The following is a 19,146-nucleotide window of genomic DNA, read 5'->3' on the forward strand; positions in this document are numbered from 1 at the left end:
AACAATCCCCCGCCCCAGTGTGGGCACTGGACCCCTAATCCCTCTGTCTCGCTCCGCTCGACCTCCCCCCTAATAAGACGGCGGAAAGAGTTTTGAAATTCCCTTGACATTTCCCCTGTCCTCTGGTAGAGTAAGAAAAAAATAAGTTACCGCCGGGTAACCTGGTTTAACGTCTTTGCCGCTCTGTAGGCCGTAGAAGGAGCGGGCGGGGGCGTTTTCTTTTTTTCTTGGAGGGATTTTTATGTTTGAGGGCAGATCAAGCCAGCTCTTTTTCCGCTTTGCGGTGCCCCAGATGATCGGCCTGCTGTTTAACTCGGTGTACACCATTGTGGACGGGGTGTTTATTGGCCACCGTCTGGGGCGGGAAGCTATGGCTGCAGCGGCGGTGGCGGTGCCGCTCATTGAGATTTTGATCTCGGTAGCCATTGCCGTGGGAGCGGGGGCGGGAGTCCTCATTGCGGCCCGGCTGGGCAGCGGGGAGGAAGGGGAGGCCCGGCGGATCTTTGTCACCGCCTCCAGGATGTTAACGGCGGCGGGGCTGGGGGTCGCAGTGCTGGGCAATCTGTCTCTGGCCCCTCTGGCCCGGCTGCTGGGGGCGACGCCGGAGATTTTGGACCAGGCTATGGCCTACCTGGGCTTCATCGTCACCTTCGCCCCCTTCCAGCTGTTCAGCTTTCTGCTGGGGGGCATGGTCCGCAGCGACGGCCGGCCCCGGCTGGCAATGGCGGCCCTGATCCTGGGGGCGGCCTCCAACGTGGGGCTGGACTATCTGTTTATGTACCCCCTGAACCTGGGTATTCGGGGGGCGGCAATGGCCACCGCGCTGGGCCCTGTGTTCAGTGTGCTGATCCTCCTGCCCCATTTTCTGCGCAAGAGAGGGGCGCTGTACTTCGTCCAATGTCCGATGTCTCTCCGGCGGGCGGGGGACATTCTCCTGTGCGGGTTCCCCTCCTTTATCATGGAGTTCTCCATCGGCATGGTCACCTTCCTCTACAACTTCGCTATCGTCCGCTGGGGCGGCGGAGAGCTGGAGCTGGCCGCCTATCTGGTCATAGGCTACCTGATGCTCATTGTGCTGACCCTGTTTCTGGGGCTGGCGGAGGGTCTCCAGCCGGTGTTCAGCCACCTGATGGCCGCCGGGGAGGGGGAGCGCAGCCGGGACCTGCGCCGGTTTTCCGCAAAGGCCTTTCTGGGGGTCGGAGTGGCGTGCTACGGGCTGATCCTCCTGTTCAGCGGGGCGTTCTACCGGTTGTTCAGTCCGGAGGACCTGGAGCTGATCGCCTTTGCTGCCGGGCGGAGTCCCCTGTATTTCTGTGGCTTTCCGCTGGCGGGGTTCAACATTCTCATGGTGTCCTATTGGCAGTCCAGTCAGCTCACCGGCAGGGCGCTGGCGCTGTCTCTTCTGCGCAGTCTGGTGTTCCCGCCCATTCTGCTGGCGGTCCTGCCCGTTCTGCTGGGGCGGGAGCTCATGTGGGGGTGCCAGTCCTTTGGAGAGCTGCTGGCGGCGGCCTGCGCCCTGGGGATGCTGCTGGCGGGAGAGCGGACAAAATGACCTCAGGCGGGGAAGCACACCGTAATGGTCAGCCGCCCCCCCTGCCAGGTGGCCTGGATGGTCCCGCCCAGCCGCTGGGTGAGCAGCTTGGCGATGGACAGCCCCAGGCCGGTGGAGCCCTGACCGGTTTCCACGGTGTAGAAGCGGTCGAAGAGCTGGGCGGTGGTTACCGGGTCCAGGGCGCGGGCGGCGTTGGAGAAGGTGACGGTCCCCGCCTGGTCCAGGGACAGGGAGAAATCCCCATCGCTGTACTTTAAGGCATTGCTGATGATGTTGCCGAAAATTCGACTGGCGGCGGAGGGGTCCAGCCGGCGGATCACCGGCTCCTCTGGCAGGGCGATTTGGGGCACAATGCCCCGCTGGCCCAGGTTGGCGTAGAAGGACACCAGACTCTCCTCCAACACCCGGCGCAGGTCGGTCTCCTCCAGAACCAGCTGGGGCAGGTCGGCGGCCAGGGAGTAGCGGAACAGCTCCTCGGTCAGCCTGGTCATGGCCTCCATCCGGTTTTCAATCTGCTCCAGATAGCGCAGGGCGTCCTCCGGCAGGTCCTCCCGCTCCAGCAGGTCCAGGTAGCCCCGAATGGCGGTAAGGGGGGTGCGCAGGTCGTGGGAGATGTTGGTCACCGCGTTTTTCAGCTCCATGTCCCCCTGCCGGAATTTCTGCCGCTGGCGGCGCAGCTCCTTCAATTGGGTGTTCAGCTCCGCAGCCAGCTTCCTGGCGTGGGGGTCCCGGGTTGACAGGAAAATGGGATTGTTGGTGTCCTGGGACAGCCGCTCCCCCAGCTGGCCGGCAATCTCGTCCAGACTCCGGCGGAGCAGCCACAGCTTGACCAGCAGCACCGCGATCACAGCGGCCAGCCCGCCGCAGAGCAGCCAGGGGAGCATATGCGTCACCTCATTTCAGGTCTTTTTGTTTAAACAGGAGGACCCCGGCGACGGTGGTCCCGGCGATGATGCCCAGGGAGCATAGGGCCATCTGAAGAGGACGGGTTACGGTGCCGTCAGTGTACTGGACGGCCTGCCCCACCGGGTTCAGGTCCAGCAGGAACTGGTAGAAGGGCCGCCGCTCCTCCGTGATATAGTTGGGATTGCGCACCATCTCCGACACCATCTCTCCGTTTACCAGCTGAAAGGACGGGTAAAACTCCGGGGCCTCCAACACCTGATAGACCGTCATTGCCGCGGCAAAGATGGCCAGGAACAGCAGGATGCAGCTCACCGCCGAGGCGGCCTTGCGGCTGAAATTCATGGTGAACAGGGTAAAAATGCTGCACCAGGCCGCCTCCATCAGCAGGGAGAGGAGCACAGAGATGAGGAGCGGGCCGGGGGCCTTGGGCTGGCCCAGCAGAGGGACCCCCACTGCCAGGGTACACAGGATGTAGCCCCCGCAGAAGAGAAATGCGGAAAGGATGGAGACGGTCAGGCTGGACAGATAGATGGACAGCCGGGCATGGCCGGTGGCCAGCTTGTTGCGGAGGGTTCCGTCGCTGTACTCCACGCCGAAAAACAGGGGCAGGAAAACGGCCAGCAGCAGGCCGATGAGCATAGCATAGACAAAAAACACGCTGTCCAGAGGAAATCTACGCTCAAATTCCAGGTGGGTTTGGTACGGCTGCCAGGCCCCGGCGGCGGCGCACAGCAGGAGCGCGCACCAGAACAGGCGGCTCTTTTTCAGCCGGAACAGGGCGGCGGAAAGTAGGTTAGTCATGGGAGCCACCTCCCACCAGGTTGATAAAGTAGCTCTCCAGGCTCTCGTCCCGCTCCTGGGCGGACAGCAGCTGACAGCCCTCCCGGTCCAGGGCGGCGGACAGCTGGGAGATGGTGGGCTGGGCGAAGAGGTCCGCCCTGCCCTCGGACAGAATCTGATACTCGATGCCCATGCCGTCCAGCACCCGGGCCAGAATCCGGGTATCGGTGACCTCAACCCGCAGGCACTTGCAGCAGGCGGCCTCCAGCTCGCGGGCGCTGATCTCCTTCACCATCCGGCCGCCGTCGATGAAGCCGTAGTGGGTCGCCAGCCGGGACAGCTCGTCCAGGATGTGGCTGGAGATCAGCACGGTGATCTGCCGCTCCCGGTTCAGCTTTAAAATCAGTTCCCGGGTCTCGATGATGCCCTGGGGGTCCAGGCCGTTCACCGGCTCGTCCAGCACCAGAAGGTCCGGGTCGCCGGCCAGGGCGATGGCGATGCCCAGCCGCTGGCGCATTCCCAGGGAGAAATTCCGGGCCTTTTTTCGGCCCGTGTTCGCCAGCCCCACCAGCTCCAGCAGTTCATCGGCCCCGTCGTCCGAGGGGACGCCCAGCACCCGGTACTGCTCCCGGATGTTGTCCCGGGCGGACAGGTCCATGTAGATGGAGGGGGTCTCCACCACGGCCCCCATGCGGCGGCGGGCTTTGCACACCTCCCGGGACCTGCTGTCATAGCCGAAGAGGGTACAGCTGCCCGAGGTGGGGGATTGCAGGCCGCAGATCAGGCGGATCAGGGTTGTCTTGCCCGCCCCGTTGCGCCCCACCAGTCCGTAGATGGCCCCCCTGGGAACCCGCATGGTCAGGCCGCTGAGGGCGTGAAATCCCTTGTAGGATTTCCGCAGGCTGTCAGCGGTAAAAATATAGTCCATAGAACAGACCTCCTTTTCCTGCCCAGCTTACCTCTGGAGGGTTAAGAAAGCGGTTTAGAAAAGGGTTAAGATTTGGGAAAGATTATCCCCTCAGGGCGTCGCAGAAGGATTTCAGCTCTCTCTTTTTGTCCTCGCTCAGACAGTTGAACTCCACATCCTCAATGGCCCCCTCCAGAGCGTAGAGGTGGACCAGGCAGACGCCGGGGAACACCGTTTTCAGCTGGAACCAGGCCTGGAGGGAGCCCGCCTCCCGCAGCTTTTCCGGGCTGTCGATGCCCACGGCGGTGAGCTTCCGGGCCATCTCCCGGCCAATGTTCCGCATAACAGTCAGCTCTGACATGGGACTCCTCCTCTATGATAAATTCAGCTTGAAGCCGATGCCCCACACCGACTCGATGCAGTCCTCCCCCAGGGCGTCCCGCAGCTTCCGGCGCAGGTTGCTCACGTGGATTTTCAGGGAGCTCTCGGTGCAGTCGGGGGTGTCGGCGCTGATCCGGTCCAGAATCACCGACTTTGCCATCGCCTGGCCGGGATTTTGCAGGAACAGCTTTAAAATGGCGTACTCCGTCTTGGTCAGATGGACGGGCAGGCCGTTGGCGGTGACGGCCCGGGCGGTCTGGTCCATACGCAGGGGGCCCGCCTCCAGCGCCGGGGGCAGGCCGGAGGCGGCGCTCTCCCGCAGGCGGGCGGCAACCCGGGCCAGCAGCTCCCGGCTGTCAAAGGGCTTTGTGACGTAGTCCGCCGCCCCCTGGCACAGAAGAGCCACCTTGTCCTCGATCCCCGCCTTGGCGCTGACCACGATGACCGGAATGCCGTGGATTTTGGCCAGCACCTCCTCCCCGGGCAGGCCGGGCATCATCAGGTCCAGCAGCACCAGGTCGGGCCGCCGGCGCTCCAGCAGCAGCAACGCCTCGGTGCCCGAGTAGGCCCGCAGTACGGCGTAGCCCTCCCGCTGGAGCAGCTCCTCCAGCACGTTTCCGATGTGGATGTCGTCGTCGATGACTGCGATGGTCTTCATGGTGTTCCTCCCGCCGGACTGTTTTTCCCTATTATAACCCAGAGCGCCGCCGGAGACAAGGGCGTTGTCCATAGGAAAACCCGGTCTCGGGGGCCGGACTGCGCTAAAAATCCCCTTGTATTTTGCTGGAAATTGTGCTATAGTAGGGAAACTAAAAAATAAGGGGCGGGACATGGGGAAACACGGCTCCCCCCCGCCGCTGTAAGGAGAAATGCGACATGAAAAAAGCGCTGTCCCTGCTTTTGGCCCTGGTGATGTGCCTGGGGCTGACCGTACCTGCCTTTGGGGCGGACGATCCTATGTCCACCGACGCAATCTACAACGCCATGATCGCCCTGAAGGCCCAGTATCCGGAGGGGATGTCCTGGACCAACGACAACAGCTATAACTGGAAGGGCGGCATCTACTCCGGGGGCGGCGGCTGTGTCGGATTTGCGTTTATGCTCAGCGACGCGGCCTTTGGAGAGCTTCCCGCCAGAATGCTGGAGACGTTTTCCTACTCCGATGTACGGGTTGGCGACATTCTGAGGATGAACAACGATACCCATTCTGTGATTGTGCTGGAGGTCCATCCCGACCACGTGGTAATTGCCGAGGGGAACTATAACAGCTCCATTCACTGGGGACGGTCCGTGTCCCAAAATGAGGTCATGCAGTCCAATTATCTGCTCACCCGCTACCCGGAAAAGGGGGAGGATTCTATTCCAGAGCAGCCGGAGACCCCCGAGCAACCCACTGAACCCACCCAGCCCACTGAGCCCACTGAACCCACCGAGCCCGTCCAGCCCACCTCCTATGAGGTGAGCGAGTGGGCCAAAGAGCGTGTGGCGCTGGCGGTGGAGACCGGCCTGGCCGCCGAAAGTCTGGGCAGCGACTACCGGGTCAACATCACCCGGGCCCAATTTGCCGCTACCGCTGTCAAGCTGTACGAAGCCATGAGCGGCCAGAAGGTCCCCGCCGCCTCCAGCAGCTCCTTCACCGACACCTCCGACCCCGTGATTCTCCAGGCCGCCGACCTGGGCTTTGTCAGCGGCGTGGGGGGCGGCAGGTTCTCCCCCGATGCCCTGGTGACCCGGGAGCAGGCCGCTGTGATGCTCTCCAGCGTGTACACCAAGCTGGGCGGGAGCATCCCCGCTGTGATCTCCACCGCCTTCGCCGACGACGCTTCCGTCTCCTCCTGGGCCGCCAGCGCCGTGGCTTTCATGTCTGACAAGGGCATTGTCAGCGGAGTTGGTGAAAACAGGTTCTCCCCCCAGGGCCAGGCCAGCATTGAACAGGCCCTGCTTATCTCTCTGAAAATGTTTGAGGATTTGAAGTAAACCCAAAGGGACCGCCTGAGAAGGCGGTCCCTTTTGCTTTAAGTCTGGAGCATAATCTGCAAAATTTCCTTGTCGGTGGAGCGCATCCCGATTTTGCCCAGCCGCCCCACGTTGTCCAGGGTGTGCTCAATGCCCCGGGAGATGATGCCGTCCCCGCCATAGAACTGCTGGCCGTTCTGGTACATCCGGTAGCCCAGGATGCCCGCGTCGATGGCGGCGGCGATTTTCCCGGCGCAGGAGGCCTTGGCCCCGTCGCAAATCATACCAGAGATGATGGCCAGGGCGTTGACCACCGTGTGGGTGATCTCCTCATAACCGCCGCCGTCCAGCAAGGCGATGCCCGCCCCTGCTGCCGCCCCCGCGCTCACCGCGCCGCAGTAGGCGGACAGGCGGCCAATGCGGGTCTTCTGGTGGATGGTAATCAGGTTGGACAGCACCAGCGCCCGGTAAATTTTTTCCTGGCTGGCCCCAATCTCCCGTCCGTAGACGATCACCGGCACCGAAGCAGTAATGCCCTGGTTGCCGCTGCCCGAGTTGATGATGACCGGCATTTCACACCCGCCCATCCGGGCGTCGGAGCCGGCGGCTGCGGCGGCCTTGGCCTTGGCAATGGGGTCGTCCGCCGGGGAGGTGGCCCGGATGACCTGACCGATGTTGGCGCCGTAGCTGTTGGCCAGCCCCTCCCGGGCGATGGCGGTATTGCACTGGATCTGCCGGTCCAGCACCTCTCTCACGTCGTCCAGGTCCACCGTCAGGGCGAAGTCATAGATGTCCGCCATGGTGAGCAGACTCCGGTCGGTGAGGCCGCTCTCGTCGTCCGCCTCCACGGACAGCTCCAGGAGGACCTCCCCGTCCCGCTCCATATGGACAATGTTGGTGTGGTAGTTGGCAATGCGCACCATTGCGGAGTGGCCCTCCCGGCGCAGTGTGATCTGAATGTCGAAGACCAGCTCGCCGTCCAGGAAGTCAACCCGGACGGGGTGCTCCTCCAGATAAGCCCGCATGTCCTCCTGCTGCTCCGGCGTCACCTGGGAGATGACCTCCAGCAGCAGCTCCGCCCGGCCAGCCACCACGCCCGCCGCAGCAGCAGCCTCGATGCCGTGGAGACCGCCGGTGTTAGGCACCACCACGCTCTTCACGTTCTTGATGATGTTGCCGCTGGCCTCCACTAGAATTTCGTCGGGCAGTTCGCCCAGCAGCTCCCGGGCCTTGGCCGCCCCGTAGGCGATGGCAATGGGCTCGGTACAGCCCATGGCGGGTACCAGCTCCTCCTCCAGAATCTGGAGGTAGGCGCTGTACTTGGGATGATTCTTTTCCATAAAATTCCTCCTTATGTCCCTCGGGTCTCTTTCTTCTATTATACAGGATTTGGGACCTCCGGTCAAACAGTTGCGGCATTGATTTTCCTGTGGTAATATGGGAGTGCGGACACGGTCCGGTTTTGAAAAAGGGGGAACACTTATGTTTCAAGCGGTATGCTTCGATTTTGACTACACTCTGGCGGACTGCACAGACTCCATTGTGGCGGGCTTTCACTACGGACTGACCTGCCTGGGCTGGCCCGCCCCTGCGCGGGAAGCGGTACGGGGCACGGTAGGCTATCTACTGGAGGACGCCTACACCCTGCTCACCGGGGACGCCGACCCGGAGCGCCGGGCCCGGTTCCGGGCGCTGTTCACTGAGGTGGCCCTGGAGCGCCAGCGGCGGGAGACCGAATTTTTTCCTGGCGCCCTGGAGCTGCTTCGGGGGCTGAAGGCCCAGGGAGTCAAAACGGCCATTGTCAGCACCAAGCGTGGGGACACCATCCAGATCATCCTGGAGCGGCTGGGCGCGGCGGACGGGGTGGACCTGGTCATTGGCAGCGCCGACGTGAAGCGGCACAAGCCCGACCCCGAGGGGCTGCTGGCGGCCATGGAGCGGCTGGGCGTAAGGGCGGAAGAGACCCTCTTCTGCGGCGACACCGTCCTGGACGCGGGGGCGGCCCGAAACGCCGGCTGTCACTTCGCCGCCGTCCTCAAGGGCACAACCCCGGCGGAGGCCTTCGACCCCTTCCACCCGGAGCACATCGCCCCCGACCTGTGGGACCTGGCCCGGTGGCTGGGGGTCTAGGGCTCCTTCAGCTCCATGTGGTCCAGGGCGTATTGCAGGGCCATGCCGATGAGCTCGTTTCGAGAGCGGTTGGTTTGAGCGGAGAGCTGATTGTACCGCTCCTGAAGGACCCGGTCGATGCGGATGGTCATGGTGACGGTTTTGTCCTCCTTGGGAGTGACAATAAATTTTTCCATCGTGCCTCACCCCTTCTTTGTGATGAGTACATTATAGTGTGAATTTGCGCATTTAATCCATGCCACAAGCCGCATTGAAAATTCAACGCAAAATTCAATTGACTTTTGGAGTGGAACGTGCTATGTTGGAGGGGCGGGCCTGCCCGAAAATTTCAATTGACATACGCCCGTCCAGTGCTACAATAGACTGGAATCAATAGCTGCGGCTATAGAAAGGATTGATTGTAATGAAGAAGTTTTTTGCCCTGCTGCTGGCCCTGGGCCTGCTGGGGAGCGCGGTTCCTGTGATGGCGGCGGAGGAGGCCCCCTTGCCCGCCTGGGCCTATGCGCAGATTGCCGATGGCTACTCCATGGGCCTGTTTGGCAATGAAATCTACACCGAACACAGCAGCGTAATCACCCAGGACCAGCTGGACGCTCTGACGGAGCAGGTGGCCGGCAAACTGGCGCTGTTAAACATGCCCGCCAACCCGGAGAAGGGGGAGGCGCTGGTCATCGACACCACCAGAGGGGGCGTACTTAACGCACTGTATCAGGAGGCGGCCGCCTATGACTTCCCCAACATCAACACCGATCCCGTTTCCTATATGACCTCTCTAGGGGCGGTGTGCGGCAACGGCAGCAGTCTGATGCTGGACCGGCCCTGTACCCTGCTGGAGGCCGCCATTTTCGCTAACCGCCTGGTGCTGGAGCTGTATGACGGCCAGAACGCCGGCTCTCTGGGCCTGCTGTGGAAGGCGGAGGGCAGCGGCAACACCCTGTATCTCCTGGGCTCCATCCACACCGACCGGGGCAATCTCTACCCCTTCCACAAGCAGCTGCGGGACATCATCACCTCCGCAGAGCTGGCCGCCTTTGAGCTGGACTTCAACAGCCAGGAGGGCATTGAGGAGTTTTCTGCCATGCAGATGTACTCTGACGGCACAACCCTGAAGGACCACATCAGCGCCGAGCTGTACCAGGAGGTGGTAGACGCTATGGCCCTCCTGGGAATGCCCGAGGAACAGACCGCTATGTTCAAGCCCTGGGCGCTGGCCAACTCCTTTACCGCCCTGTCCGTTCAGGACGAGACCACCAGCGAAAACGCCATGGCCATCGACCTGTATGTCAACGCCAAGGCCTCCAACGTGGGCATTCCCGTAGAGGGCATCGAGACCTACGCCTTCCAGGGCAGTATCTTTGAGGGGCTGTCCGAGGAGTATCAGGAGAACTACCTGGCCGTGACCCTGGCCTCCTTCCAGGGGATGGACGCCGCCGGGGATTTGAGCGAGGAGGAAAAAGCCGAGCTGGAGGCCGCCCTGAAGGAGCAGGACGCCGCCATTGGCCGCTGGATGGACCAGTGGAAGACCCGGGACATTGAGGGCTTTGCCAACGACTATCCCAAGGACGACCTCCAGGCCAACACCACCGACGAGCTCAACTCCAAGCTCTTTGAGGGCCGCGACCCCAATATGGCGGCCTGGGCAGACCGCTTCCTCCAGCAGGAGGGCTCCCACACCGGCCTGATGACGGTGGGCGCAGGGCATATGATCGGCAAGACCGGCGTGGTGCAGCGCCTGCGGGATATGGGCTACACCGTGGAGGCGGTCCCTCTCCCCTGACCGGGACTGTATGGGACAAAAAATGTTTAGTTTTTGAAAATATGGATTGCACTCCCTGGCCGGTATGTTGTATAATGGGACAACAACAGCACGATCATGTGTAAATAAAAAGCATGGAAAGGGATGACTTTGATGGACAGCCGGTTTGAATGGCGGGAAGAGTATGAGATCGGTGTGGATGTGATCGACCAGGAGCACCGAAGGATTTTTCGGATCGTCAACAAGCTGTTTGACTTCCGCGAGGAGGAGAAGGACAGCCAGTGGACCTGTCAGGAGGGCATCAAGTACTTCAAGGGCCACGCGATGAAGCACTTTGTTGATGAGGAGGCCTATATGGCATCCATCAACTACGAGGGGCTGGAGGCCCACCGGCGCATTCACCGTGACTTTCGGGAAAACATCCTCCCGGCCCTGGAACAGGAGCTGGAGCGGACCAACTACTCCCAAGAGGCGATGGACCATTTCCTGGGCGTGTGCGCCGGGTGGCTTGTGGGACATACCCTCACCGAGGACCAGAGCATTGTTAAAGAGGAGCATATGAGCACTTGGGCCGACCTGTTGCCCAGCGAGGAGCTGACGGCAATGAAGAAGGTGCTGGTGCAGCTTGTGTTTGATATGTTCCATCTGGAGTCCCAGGTCATCAGTGACACCTATGGCGGGGAGAAGTTCGGACACGGGGTGTACTACCGCCTGGTCTATGGAGGCGGGGAGGACGAGAAGAAGCAGGAGATCATCCTGGTCTTTGAGGAAAAGCTGCTGGTCAATACGGTAGGCAAGGTGCTGGGCTTGAAGACCAACAAGCTGGATACCATGCTGGTCAACGCCGCCCGGTATACCGCCCGGCAGTACGTAAGCCGCTTCCTGGAACACTTCCCAAGCCATACCCTGAACCAGCTGAAGGAGGAAAATCTGCTGTCCTACGAGCAGTTTAAAAAGGTGTTCCAGCGGGAGAAGCCCCAGGTCAGCCTGCTGTTCAACACCGGCGGCGCGGGCTATTTCGCTTTCATCCTCATTGCCCCCCATCTGCTGGAGAAGGGGGCTGGGACCCCCATTGAACACGGCAACGCCATGGACGAGGTGGAAAAATACCTGGCCAAGCGGGAGACGCAGGAGGAGGCCGCCCACAAGCCCAAGGTGCTGGTGGTAGACGACTCCATGACCATTCGGGAGGGGATCCGCCGCCTGCTGGGGGAGGACTATGAGGTGGCGGTGGCTGAGTCCGGTGTGGCGGCCATCCGGTCCATAACCCTGAATCCGCCTGACCTGGTGCTGCTGGACTACGAGATGCCCATCGTGGACGGCAAGCAGACCCTGGAGATGCTCCGCTCCGAAAAGGCCTTTGAGGATATTCCCGTGATCTTCCTCACAGGCCGCAGAGACACCGCCACCATGATCGAGGTCATGCCCCTGAAGCCGGCGGGCTATCTGCTGAAGGACTCCAAGCCGGACAGCATCAAGAAGGAAATCGACGCTTTCTTCAAGACCTGCAAGAAGTAGAACATACCACATAAAAACCGGCCCGCTCCCAAAATCGGGGAGCGGGCCGGGAATTTTATTACTCTGCGGAGATCATATAGTAGTACACCGGCTGACCGCCCGAGAGGAGGGTCACTTCGGCGTTGGGGCAGGCGGCAGAGAAAATTCGTTCCGCCTCCTGGGCCTGCTCCTCGGTAACGTCCTCGCCATAGAAGATGGAGATGAACTCCGCCTCCTGGTGGCTGTTGGACCGGGCCAGGTGGTCCAACAGAGCATTCAGGTCCTGGTCGGTGCCAAAGAGCTGGTGCTCCTCCAGAGCCAGGTAGTCCCCCTGGTGGATGGCGAAGCCGTCAAAGTCGGAGTCCCGGGCGGCGTAGGTGATCTCGCTGGTGCGCACGTGGGAGAAGCCCTCTGTCATGGCGGCGGTGTTGTCCGCCTCCTCCGCGTCGGGGTCGGCGCACAGCAGGGCGGAGATACCCTGGGGGACCGTCTTGGTGGGCAGGACGACCACCTTCTTGTCCTCGCACAGGGGAATGGTCTGCTCAGCGGCCATAATGATGTTCTTGTTGTTGGGCAGGACATAGACGATTTCCGCCGGAGTCGCGTCGATGGCCCGGAGAATATCCTGAGTGGAGGGATTCATGGTCTGTCCGCCCCCCACCAGTCCGTCCACACCCAGGTCCCGGAATACGTCCTCCAGCCCGGACCCGGCGCACACCGCCACATAGCCGAACTTCTTCTCGGGGGCGGCGTGGACAGGCTGGGCAGAGGTCCCCTTCTCCAGCTCCTCCTCCACGGCCTCCAGGTCGTCGGTGCTCTGCACGTGCCGGTCGGCGGCCAGGTCCTCCGCCTGAGTGCGCATATTCTCGATTTTGGCCAGCTCCAGCACGCCGTACTTCTGGGCCTCGTTCAGGGCGCTGCCCGGGGTATTGGTATGGACGTGGACCTTGAAGGCCGCGTCGTCCTCGCCGATGACCAGGCTGTCCCCAATGGAGTTAAGATAGGCACGGAAGGGCTCCAGGTCTGTGTCCTCCTTAAATTTGCGCACAATAAATACGGTGTCGAAAGCGAATGTGATGTCCTCCACGCTGACGGCCTCGAAGTCCGCCTTGTCCGCAGGGGCGGCGCCGTCGCCGGAGACAACAGGCATGGGCAGGCCCCGGACCTCGTCCAGCATCCCCTGGAGGATGACCAGGAAGCCCTTGCCGCCGGCGTCCACCACCCCCGCCTTTTTCAGCACCGGGTTCTGGTCGATGGTGTGGGCCAGCGCCTCCTGCCCCTCCTGAATGGCGGCCTCCAATACCCCCTCAAAGCTGCTCTCCTCCCTGGCGGCCCCGGCAGCCCGGGCGGCGGCCAGGCGGGAGACGGTGAGGATGGTGCCCTCGGCGGGTTTCATAACGGCCTTGTAGGCGGCGGCCACGCCGAAGTCCAGGGCAATGGCCAGGTCCCGGCCGTCCATGGTCTCCTTGTCCTTAATGGCCTTGGAGAAGCCCCGGAACAGCAGGGACAAAATCACCCCCGAGTTGCCTCGGGCCCCCCGCAGCAGAGCGGAGGCGGTTCCGGCGGCGGCCTGCCCCACCCCGTCGTACTGCTTTTTGCGCATTTCCGCGGCGGCGGCCCCAATGGTGAGGGACATATTGGTGCCGGTGTCGCCGTCGGGAACGGGGAATACGTTCAAATCGTTGATGGGCTGCTTCTGGGCGCTGATGGCGGCGTGGGCGTGAATTATCATCCGCTGAAAGACCGCCGCGTCAATAGTCTGTACCATATCGGCAAATTCCTTTCTACGAATAATCAGAAGCGCATAGAGTCCACGCACACATCCACCGAGGCCACTTCAACGCCGGTGGTTTTGCTGACCACATAGCGCACCTCGCCCATGATGGAGCGGCACACGGCCATCAGGTTGACGCCGTTTTCCACAATGATGTGCAGCTCGATGGATACGGTGCCGTCGGCGTTGTAGTACACCTTGACCCCCTTGGACATGGACTCCCGCTTGAGCAGGTGGACCAGTCCGTCGGTGGTGGAGCGCACCGCCATGCCCTTCACACCGTAGCAGTTGGTGGCGGCGCTGCCGGTGACGGTGGTGAATACATCGCTGCTGATGCGGATCTCGCCCAGCGAAGTTTCCAGTTTCATAGGGAATACCTTCCTTTCAGTCAGGATAGGGTCACTCACAATTATACAATTTATATTGTATTCTATTTTTTTGGAAAATACAAGCCTAACTTTCCTTTAATTCGTAAAGTATCTTTCGCAGGGCGCAACGGCCTTGGCCTGCCGCCCTTGCGGCCCGGCGAAGCCGGGCCGGGATTGACTGGCAGGCATTACTTCGACTTAAAATCTGAGGTAGAAGATAGTGCTCCCAGAGACAATCCCCCACCCTCGCTACGCTCAGGGGCCCCCTTTGCCAAAGGGGGCAAGCGGCTTCGCCGCTTGTGTGGCCCTGCTTCGCAGGGCTCATCCCTCGTCCCACCCACAGGCGGCCTGGCCCTTTTGAAAAGGGGCTCCCGCGAAGCGGGTGGGGATTGACTGGCTGGCACTGCTTCTACTTAAAAGCTCAAATAGAAGGTGGTGCTCCCAGGGACAATCCCCCGCCCCAGTGTGCGCACTGGGCAGCCCTCCCCTCTCTGTCTCGCGCCGTTCCACATCTCCCCTGTTTTGACCCCTACCGGGGCGAAATGCCAATTTCCCTTGCATTTACGGGGGAATTAGGATATGATAGAGGCAGAACTTTACAGCCGAAGGGGGCCCAATAATGCAGGACGGTTTTATCAAGGTGGCGGCGGGGACGCCGAAAATTCACGTGGCAGACTGTGAATACAACGCAGGGCAGATCATCGCCCTGATGAAGGAGGCAGCGGAACAGGGTGTAAAGGTGTTATGCCTGCCAGAGCTTTGCGTCACCGGCTACACCTGCGGCGACCTGTTTTTGCAGGAGGCCCTTCTCCGGGGGGCGGAAAAGGCCCTGGGGCGCATCCTGGAGGAGACGGCAGAGCTGGACATACTCACCGCCCTGGGCCTGCCGGTGCGTTTCGGGAGCAAGCTCTACAACTGTGGGGCGGTCATCTTCAAAGATGAGATATTGGGGCTCATCCCCAAAACCCACATCCCAAATTATGGTGAATTTTACGAAAAACGGTGGTTTGAGCCCGCCGAGGGGGCGGAGCGAGGCTGGGTCGCCTATCTCGCCGGTCACAGTGCTACTGTCAGTACCCGCCAGTTCTTCAAATGCGAGAGCATGGCGGAGCTGACAATCGGTGTGGAGCTGTGTGAGGACCTTTGGAGCACCGAACCGCCCTCTGTAAAGTTGGCCCAGATGGGAGCTACTTTAATCTTGAACTTGTCCGCCTCCAACGAACTGGCGGGCAAGGCGGCCTATCGCCGTTCTCTGGTGGCGGGGCAATCCGGACGGCTGGTGTGCGGCTACGTCTACGCCGACGCTGGCGAGGGGGAGTCCACCACCGACCTGGTGTTTGCCGGACACAACATGATCGCAGAAAATGGGACCATTCTGGCAGAGGGACGGTTCGGTACCGGTCTGACTATTTCGGAGATTGATGTAGGCAGGCTGGCCCATGAGCGCCGGAAAATGAATACCTTCCCGTCTTGGACACAGACTGATTGGGTCCCCCAGTATTTTGATTTGGAGTTCAGCGAGACCCGACTCACCCGGCCCATCGGAAAAAATCCCTTCGTCCCGGAGGACCACGGGGACAGGCGGGAGCGGTGTGAGGAGATTTTCACCATCGCCGCCCTGGGGCTGAAGAAGCGGCTGGAGCACACCCAAGCCTCCTGCGCGGTGGTGGGGCTGTCCGGGGGGCTGGACTCAACCCTGGCTTTGCTCATTACCGTCCGGGCCATGGACCTGCTGGGCCGCCCCCGGAGTGACATCCTGGCCGTCACCATGCCCTGCTTCGGTACCACCAGCCGCACCAAGTCCAACGCCCAGGTGTTGGCCGAGCGCATGGGGGCCGACTTCCGCACGGTGGATATCGGTGAGGCGGTGAAGGTCCACTTCCGGGACATCGGCCAGTCCATGGAGGACCTGTCGGTGACCTTTGAGAACGGCCAGGCCCGGGAGCGCACCCAAGTGCTGATGGACCTGGCCAACCAGCGGGGTGGCTTGGTCATCGGCACCGGCGACCTGTCCGAGCTGGCCCTGGGCTGGGCCACCTACAACGGGGACCATATGTCTATGTACGCCGTCAACGGCTCCATCCCCAAGACCCTGGTCCGCCACCTTACCGCCTACGCCGCCGACCAGGCCCAGGAGACCGACCCCCAGCTGGCCGCCGTCCTCCGGGACATTCTGGACACCCCCGTCTCCCCGGAGCTCCTCCCTCCCAAGGAGGGGGAAATCGCCCAGCGCACCGAGGACCTGGTGGGGCCCTACGAGCTCCACGACTTCTTCCTGTACTACGCCGTCCGCTGGGGCTTCGGGCCCCGAAAGGTGTTCCGCCTGGCCCTAGCCGCCCTGGGGGAGGACTACAGCCGGGAGACCATCCTCCAGTGGCTGAAAAACTTCTACCGCCGCTTCTTCGCTCAGCAGTTCAAGCGCTCCTGCCTGCCCGACGGCCCTAAGGTTGGCTCTCTGGCCCTCTCCTCCCGGGGGGACTGGCGAATGCCCTCCGACGCGGTGAACGCCCTGTGGATGGGGGAGCTGGAGGAGCTGTAAAGGGCCTCCGGCGAATGTAACCCCCCGAAAAAGCAAGTTTACAGCCAAAGAGCCATTGGAAGCCAATCCCAGAAGAAAGTTGACAATGAAACAAGAAGTAAACCCCGCTTCCTGCGGGGTTTACTTTGTTTAAAAATGGATGAAATTGGAGTCTCAGCGGTGTTGGACTGCCGCCTTGACAAAGTCCCGGAACAGGGGATGGGCCTTGTTGGGGCGGCTTTTCAGCTCCGGGTGAAACTGGACCCCCACGAACCAGGGATGGCCGGGCAGCTCCACCGCCTCCACCAGCTGTCCGTCGGGGGACAGACCGGACAGCACCAGTCCGGCGGCGGTGAGGACCTGGCGGAAGTCGTTGTTGAACTCGTAGCGGTGGCGGTGGCGCTCGCTGATCTCCTCCACACCGTAGGCGCGGCGGAGCAGGGAGCCCTCCTCCAGCCGGCAGGGATAGGCCCCCAGCCGCATGGTGCCCCCCTTTTCGGTGACTCCCCGCTGGTCGGGCATCAGGTTGATAACCGGATGGAGTGTTGCTGGGGAGAACTCGCTGGAGTGGGCGTCCGCCAGACCGCACACGTGGCGGACCAGCTCCACCACCGCCATCTGCATTCCCAGGCAGATCCCCAGGAAGGGGACCCCCTCCTCCCGGGCGTACCGGATGGCGGAGATTTTTCCCTCGATTCCCCGGTCGCCGAAGCCCCCGGGGACCAAGATCCCCGCCGCTCCGGCCAGGACATGGGCGGCGTTTTCGTCGGTGACCGTCTCGCTGTCAACCCAGCGGATGTTCACCTTCACCTGATTCTCAATACCGCCGTGGGTTAGGGCCTCGGCCACCGACAGATAGGCATCGTGGAGGGCCACATACTTGCCCACCAGGGCAATCTCCACCGTACCGGTGGGGTGCTTGGCCCGGTGGACCATGGCGGCCCACTCGGTCAGGTCGGGTGCGGGACAGGTCAGCCCCAGCCGGCGGACCACCGCGTCGGCCAGGCCCTCCCGCTCCAGCATCAGAGGGACCTCGTAGAGCAAGTCCGCCGTCAGATTGGGGATGGCGTTCTCCCTGGGAATGCTGCAAAACAGGGCGATCTTGTCCAGAATTTCCTTGGGGACAGGCAGGTCGCTGCGGCACATAATCACGTCGGGCTGGATGCCCAGGCTGAGCAGCTCCTTGGCGGAGTGCTGAGTCGGCTTGGACTTCAGCTCCCCGGTGCCGGGGATGGAGACAATGAGAGAGACGTGGATGAACATCACATTCTCCCGCCCCCGCTCCGCCGCCACCTGGCGGATAGCCTCCAGGAAGGGTTGGGACTCGATATCGCCCACCGTGCCGCCGATCTCCACAATGGCCGCGTCGGTGTCGGGGGTATCCAGGGTGTAGATATTCCGCTTGATCTCGTCGGTGATGTGGGGGATGATCTGAACGGTGCCCCCCAGGTAGTCCCCCCGGCGCTCCCGGTTGAGCACGTTCCAGTACACCTGGCCCGCAGAGACCGAGGAATTTACTGTAAGGTTTTCGTCTATGAACCGCTCGTAGTGGCCCAGGTCCAGGTCGGTCTCCGCCCCGTCGTCGGTGACAAAGACCTCCCCGTGCTGATAGGGGCTCATGGTGCCCGGGTCCACGTTCAGGTAGGGGTCCAGCTTCTGCACCTTCACCCTCAGCCCCCGCTGCTTCAGCAGGCGCCCCAGACTGGCCGCCGTGATCCCCTTGCCCAGGCCGGACACCACGCCGCCGGTGACGAAAATGTATTTTGTCATTGCGCTCTCTTCTCTCAATTAACGGATTAGTGTGTTGTAGATTTGATTGACAGCTTCGATGTATACAATAAAGGACGGGTGGTCTGTATCGTTCCGGCGCAGATATGTGTTCTTCTTGTCCAGATAGACGGTCCGGAGCTGGAGCCACTGATGCTTTGCTTTGATGGCGGCCACCTTTTTTTCCAGACCGTCGGAATGGGCAACTTCGTTCCAGTACCACCTGTCGGTTTGGACGATGCCGGTCTTAGCGTGAATCAGCCTGTGCCAGCGGCCGTTGAAGCAGCTGATCATCCCTAGGTCGATGCTGAACGGAGTTGGATTTCCTGTTTGGATTTTGCGCCGGGCAGTGGTCAGCACCGAGGTGGAATCTTTGCAGTCCCCCCAGCCGTTCCCGGCCAGGACCGCGTTGAACTGCTTCCTCACATATTCCTTGATCTCCCGCTCGGACATGGTGCCCAGCGTGTCCCGGTCGATGATCAGGTTATAGTCCAAATCCACCGGCTCATTAGCGTTTTGCGTCACCAGGTTTCTGGCGCCGCTTCCCACCAGGCAGGCGGTCACCTTCATCACAGAATCCCTGTTGATGCGCTGGACCAGCTGGTTCACAATACCGGAGCATTCCCCCCGCATACGCTTCAAAAAATCCTTGTCCTGAACATAGTGATACATCTAAAATATCTCCTTTTCGCCCATGCCTCCCATATAGCCTTCCTGAACTATATCGTGATAGAATGCCATAGGATTTTCCATTTGTCAAGAGCTGTTTTGGAAAAGCTTCAATTCGTAAAGTATCTTTGGTAGGGTGGGATGACCCTAGCCTGCCGCTTTGTGGCCCTGCTTCGCAGGGCTCA

General features: G+C 61.5%; 17 protein-coding genes. 6 read left to right on the top strand and 11 right to left on the bottom strand.

The window, feature by feature from the left end; genetic code table 11:
- The first annotated feature begins 241 nt into the window (after positions 1 to 241).
- Complete coding sequence (locus D1646_RS19080) at positions 242 to 1,552, top strand: MATE family efflux transporter (protein WP_160637976.1); 1,311 nt, start codon at positions 242 to 244, stop codon at positions 1,550 to 1,552.
- A gap of 2 nt (positions 1,553 to 1,554) precedes the next feature.
- On the opposite strand, the gene D1646_RS19085 is transcribed toward D1646_RS19080, so the two are convergent.
- The 5 genes from D1646_RS19085 to D1646_RS19105 all read right to left on the bottom strand — a co-directional run bounded on the left by D1646_RS19085 (position 1,555) and on the right by D1646_RS19105 (position 5,184).
- Entirely contained in the window at positions 1,555 to 2,436 is an 882-nt protein-coding gene (locus tag D1646_RS19085; protein ID WP_160637977.1) for a HAMP domain-containing sensor histidine kinase, read from the bottom strand.
- A 10-nt stretch (positions 2,437 to 2,446) separates the two neighbouring features.
- On the bottom strand, positions 2,447 to 3,259 hold the full coding sequence (locus D1646_RS19090) for an ABC transporter permease subunit (protein ID WP_160637978.1): 813 nt from the start codon (positions 3,257 to 3,259) through the stop codon (positions 2,447 to 2,449).
- Positions 3,252 to 4,166 carry an ABC transporter ATP-binding protein gene (locus D1646_RS19095; protein ID WP_160637979.1) on the bottom strand — a complete coding sequence of 305 codons (915 nt, stop codon included), beginning with the start codon at positions 4,164 to 4,166 and terminating at the stop codon, positions 3,252 to 3,254. Before D1646_RS19095 ends, D1646_RS19090 begins: the two co-directional genes overlap by 8 nt.
- Before the next feature lie 82 nt (positions 4,167 to 4,248).
- Positions 4,249 to 4,506, bottom strand: a complete 258-nt coding sequence (locus D1646_RS19100; RefSeq protein ID WP_160637980.1) for a TfoX/Sxy family DNA transformation protein — start codon at positions 4,504 to 4,506, stop codon at positions 4,249 to 4,251.
- 12 nt (positions 4,507 to 4,518) lie between these two features.
- Entirely contained in the window at positions 4,519 to 5,184 is a 666-nt protein-coding gene (locus D1646_RS19105; RefSeq protein ID WP_160637981.1) for a response regulator transcription factor, read from the bottom strand.
- A 218-nt stretch (positions 5,185 to 5,402) separates the two neighbouring features.
- Between D1646_RS19105 and D1646_RS19110 the strand changes: the two genes are divergently transcribed.
- Positions 5,403 to 6,503: an S-layer homology domain-containing protein gene (locus D1646_RS19110; RefSeq protein ID WP_160637982.1), complete on the top strand. Its 1,101-nt coding sequence runs from the start codon at positions 5,403 to 5,405 to the stop codon at positions 6,501 to 6,503.
- A gap of 38 nt (positions 6,504 to 6,541) precedes the next feature.
- On the opposite strand, the gene D1646_RS19115 is transcribed toward D1646_RS19110, so the two are convergent.
- Entirely contained in the window at positions 6,542 to 7,822 is a 1,281-nt protein-coding gene (locus tag D1646_RS19115) for an L-serine ammonia-lyase, iron-sulfur-dependent, subunit alpha (protein WP_160637983.1), read from the bottom strand.
- Between the two features lie 142 nt (positions 7,823 to 7,964).
- On the opposite strand from D1646_RS19115, the gene D1646_RS19120 reads away from it, so the two are divergent.
- Positions 7,965 to 8,612, top strand: a complete 648-nt coding sequence (locus D1646_RS19120; protein ID WP_243154248.1) for an HAD-IA family hydrolase — start codon at positions 7,965 to 7,967, stop codon at positions 8,610 to 8,612.
- On the opposite strand, the gene D1646_RS19125 is transcribed toward D1646_RS19120, so the two are convergent.
- Positions 8,609 to 8,788 carry a CopG family transcriptional regulator gene (locus tag D1646_RS19125; protein WP_160637985.1) on the bottom strand — a complete coding sequence of 60 codons (180 nt, stop codon included), beginning with the start codon at positions 8,786 to 8,788 and terminating at the stop codon, positions 8,609 to 8,611. The genes D1646_RS19120 and D1646_RS19125 overlap by 4 nt on opposite strands.
- Positions 8,789 to 9,015: 227 nt before the next feature.
- Between D1646_RS19125 and D1646_RS19130 the strand changes: the two genes are divergently transcribed.
- Both D1646_RS19130 and D1646_RS19135 read left to right on the top strand, forming a co-directional pair.
- Positions 9,016 to 10,389 carry a TraB/GumN family protein gene (locus D1646_RS19130; RefSeq protein WP_160637986.1) on the top strand — a complete coding sequence of 458 codons (1,374 nt, stop codon included), beginning with the start codon at positions 9,016 to 9,018 and terminating at the stop codon, positions 10,387 to 10,389.
- A 132-nt stretch (positions 10,390 to 10,521) separates the two neighbouring features.
- On the top strand, positions 10,522 to 11,886 hold the full coding sequence (locus D1646_RS19135) for a hemerythrin domain-containing protein (protein WP_160637987.1): 1,365 nt from the start codon (positions 10,522 to 10,524) through the stop codon (positions 11,884 to 11,886).
- A 58-nt stretch (positions 11,887 to 11,944) separates the two neighbouring features.
- On the opposite strand, the gene D1646_RS19140 is transcribed toward D1646_RS19135, so the two are convergent.
- Both D1646_RS19140 and D1646_RS19145 read right to left on the bottom strand, forming a co-directional pair.
- Positions 11,945 to 13,633, bottom strand: a complete 1,689-nt coding sequence (locus tag D1646_RS19140) for a DAK2 domain-containing protein (protein ID WP_160637988.1) — start codon at positions 13,631 to 13,633, stop codon at positions 11,945 to 11,947.
- Positions 13,634 to 13,659: 26 nt separating this feature from the next.
- The gene (locus tag D1646_RS19145; protein WP_160637989.1) at positions 13,660 to 14,007 is read right to left on the bottom strand and encodes an Asp23/Gls24 family envelope stress response protein; all 348 of its coding nucleotides are present in this window, start codon (positions 14,005 to 14,007) and stop codon (positions 13,660 to 13,662) included.
- A gap of 619 nt (positions 14,008 to 14,626) precedes the next feature.
- Between D1646_RS19145 and D1646_RS19150 the strand changes: the two genes are divergently transcribed.
- Positions 14,627 to 16,546, top strand: coding sequence for an NAD(+) synthase (locus D1646_RS19150; RefSeq protein WP_160637990.1), 1,920 nt, complete (start codon positions 14,627 to 14,629; stop codon positions 16,544 to 16,546).
- Between the two features lie 153 nt (positions 16,547 to 16,699).
- Here the strand turns inward: D1646_RS19150 and D1646_RS19155 are convergent, their stop codons facing one another.
- Positions 16,700 to 18,295, bottom strand: coding sequence for a CTP synthase (locus D1646_RS19155; protein ID WP_160637991.1), 1,596 nt, complete (start codon positions 18,293 to 18,295; stop codon positions 16,700 to 16,702).
- An 18-nt stretch (positions 18,296 to 18,313) separates the two neighbouring features.
- Entirely contained in the window at positions 18,314 to 18,964 is a 651-nt protein-coding gene (locus D1646_RS19160; protein WP_160637992.1) for a hypothetical protein, read from the bottom strand.
- Positions 18,965 to 19,146: the final 182 nt, after the last annotated feature.

This window comes from Pseudoflavonifractor sp. 60 (assembly GCF_009911645.1).
GTDB lineage: Bacteria > Bacillota > Clostridia > Oscillospirales > Oscillospiraceae > Lawsonibacter.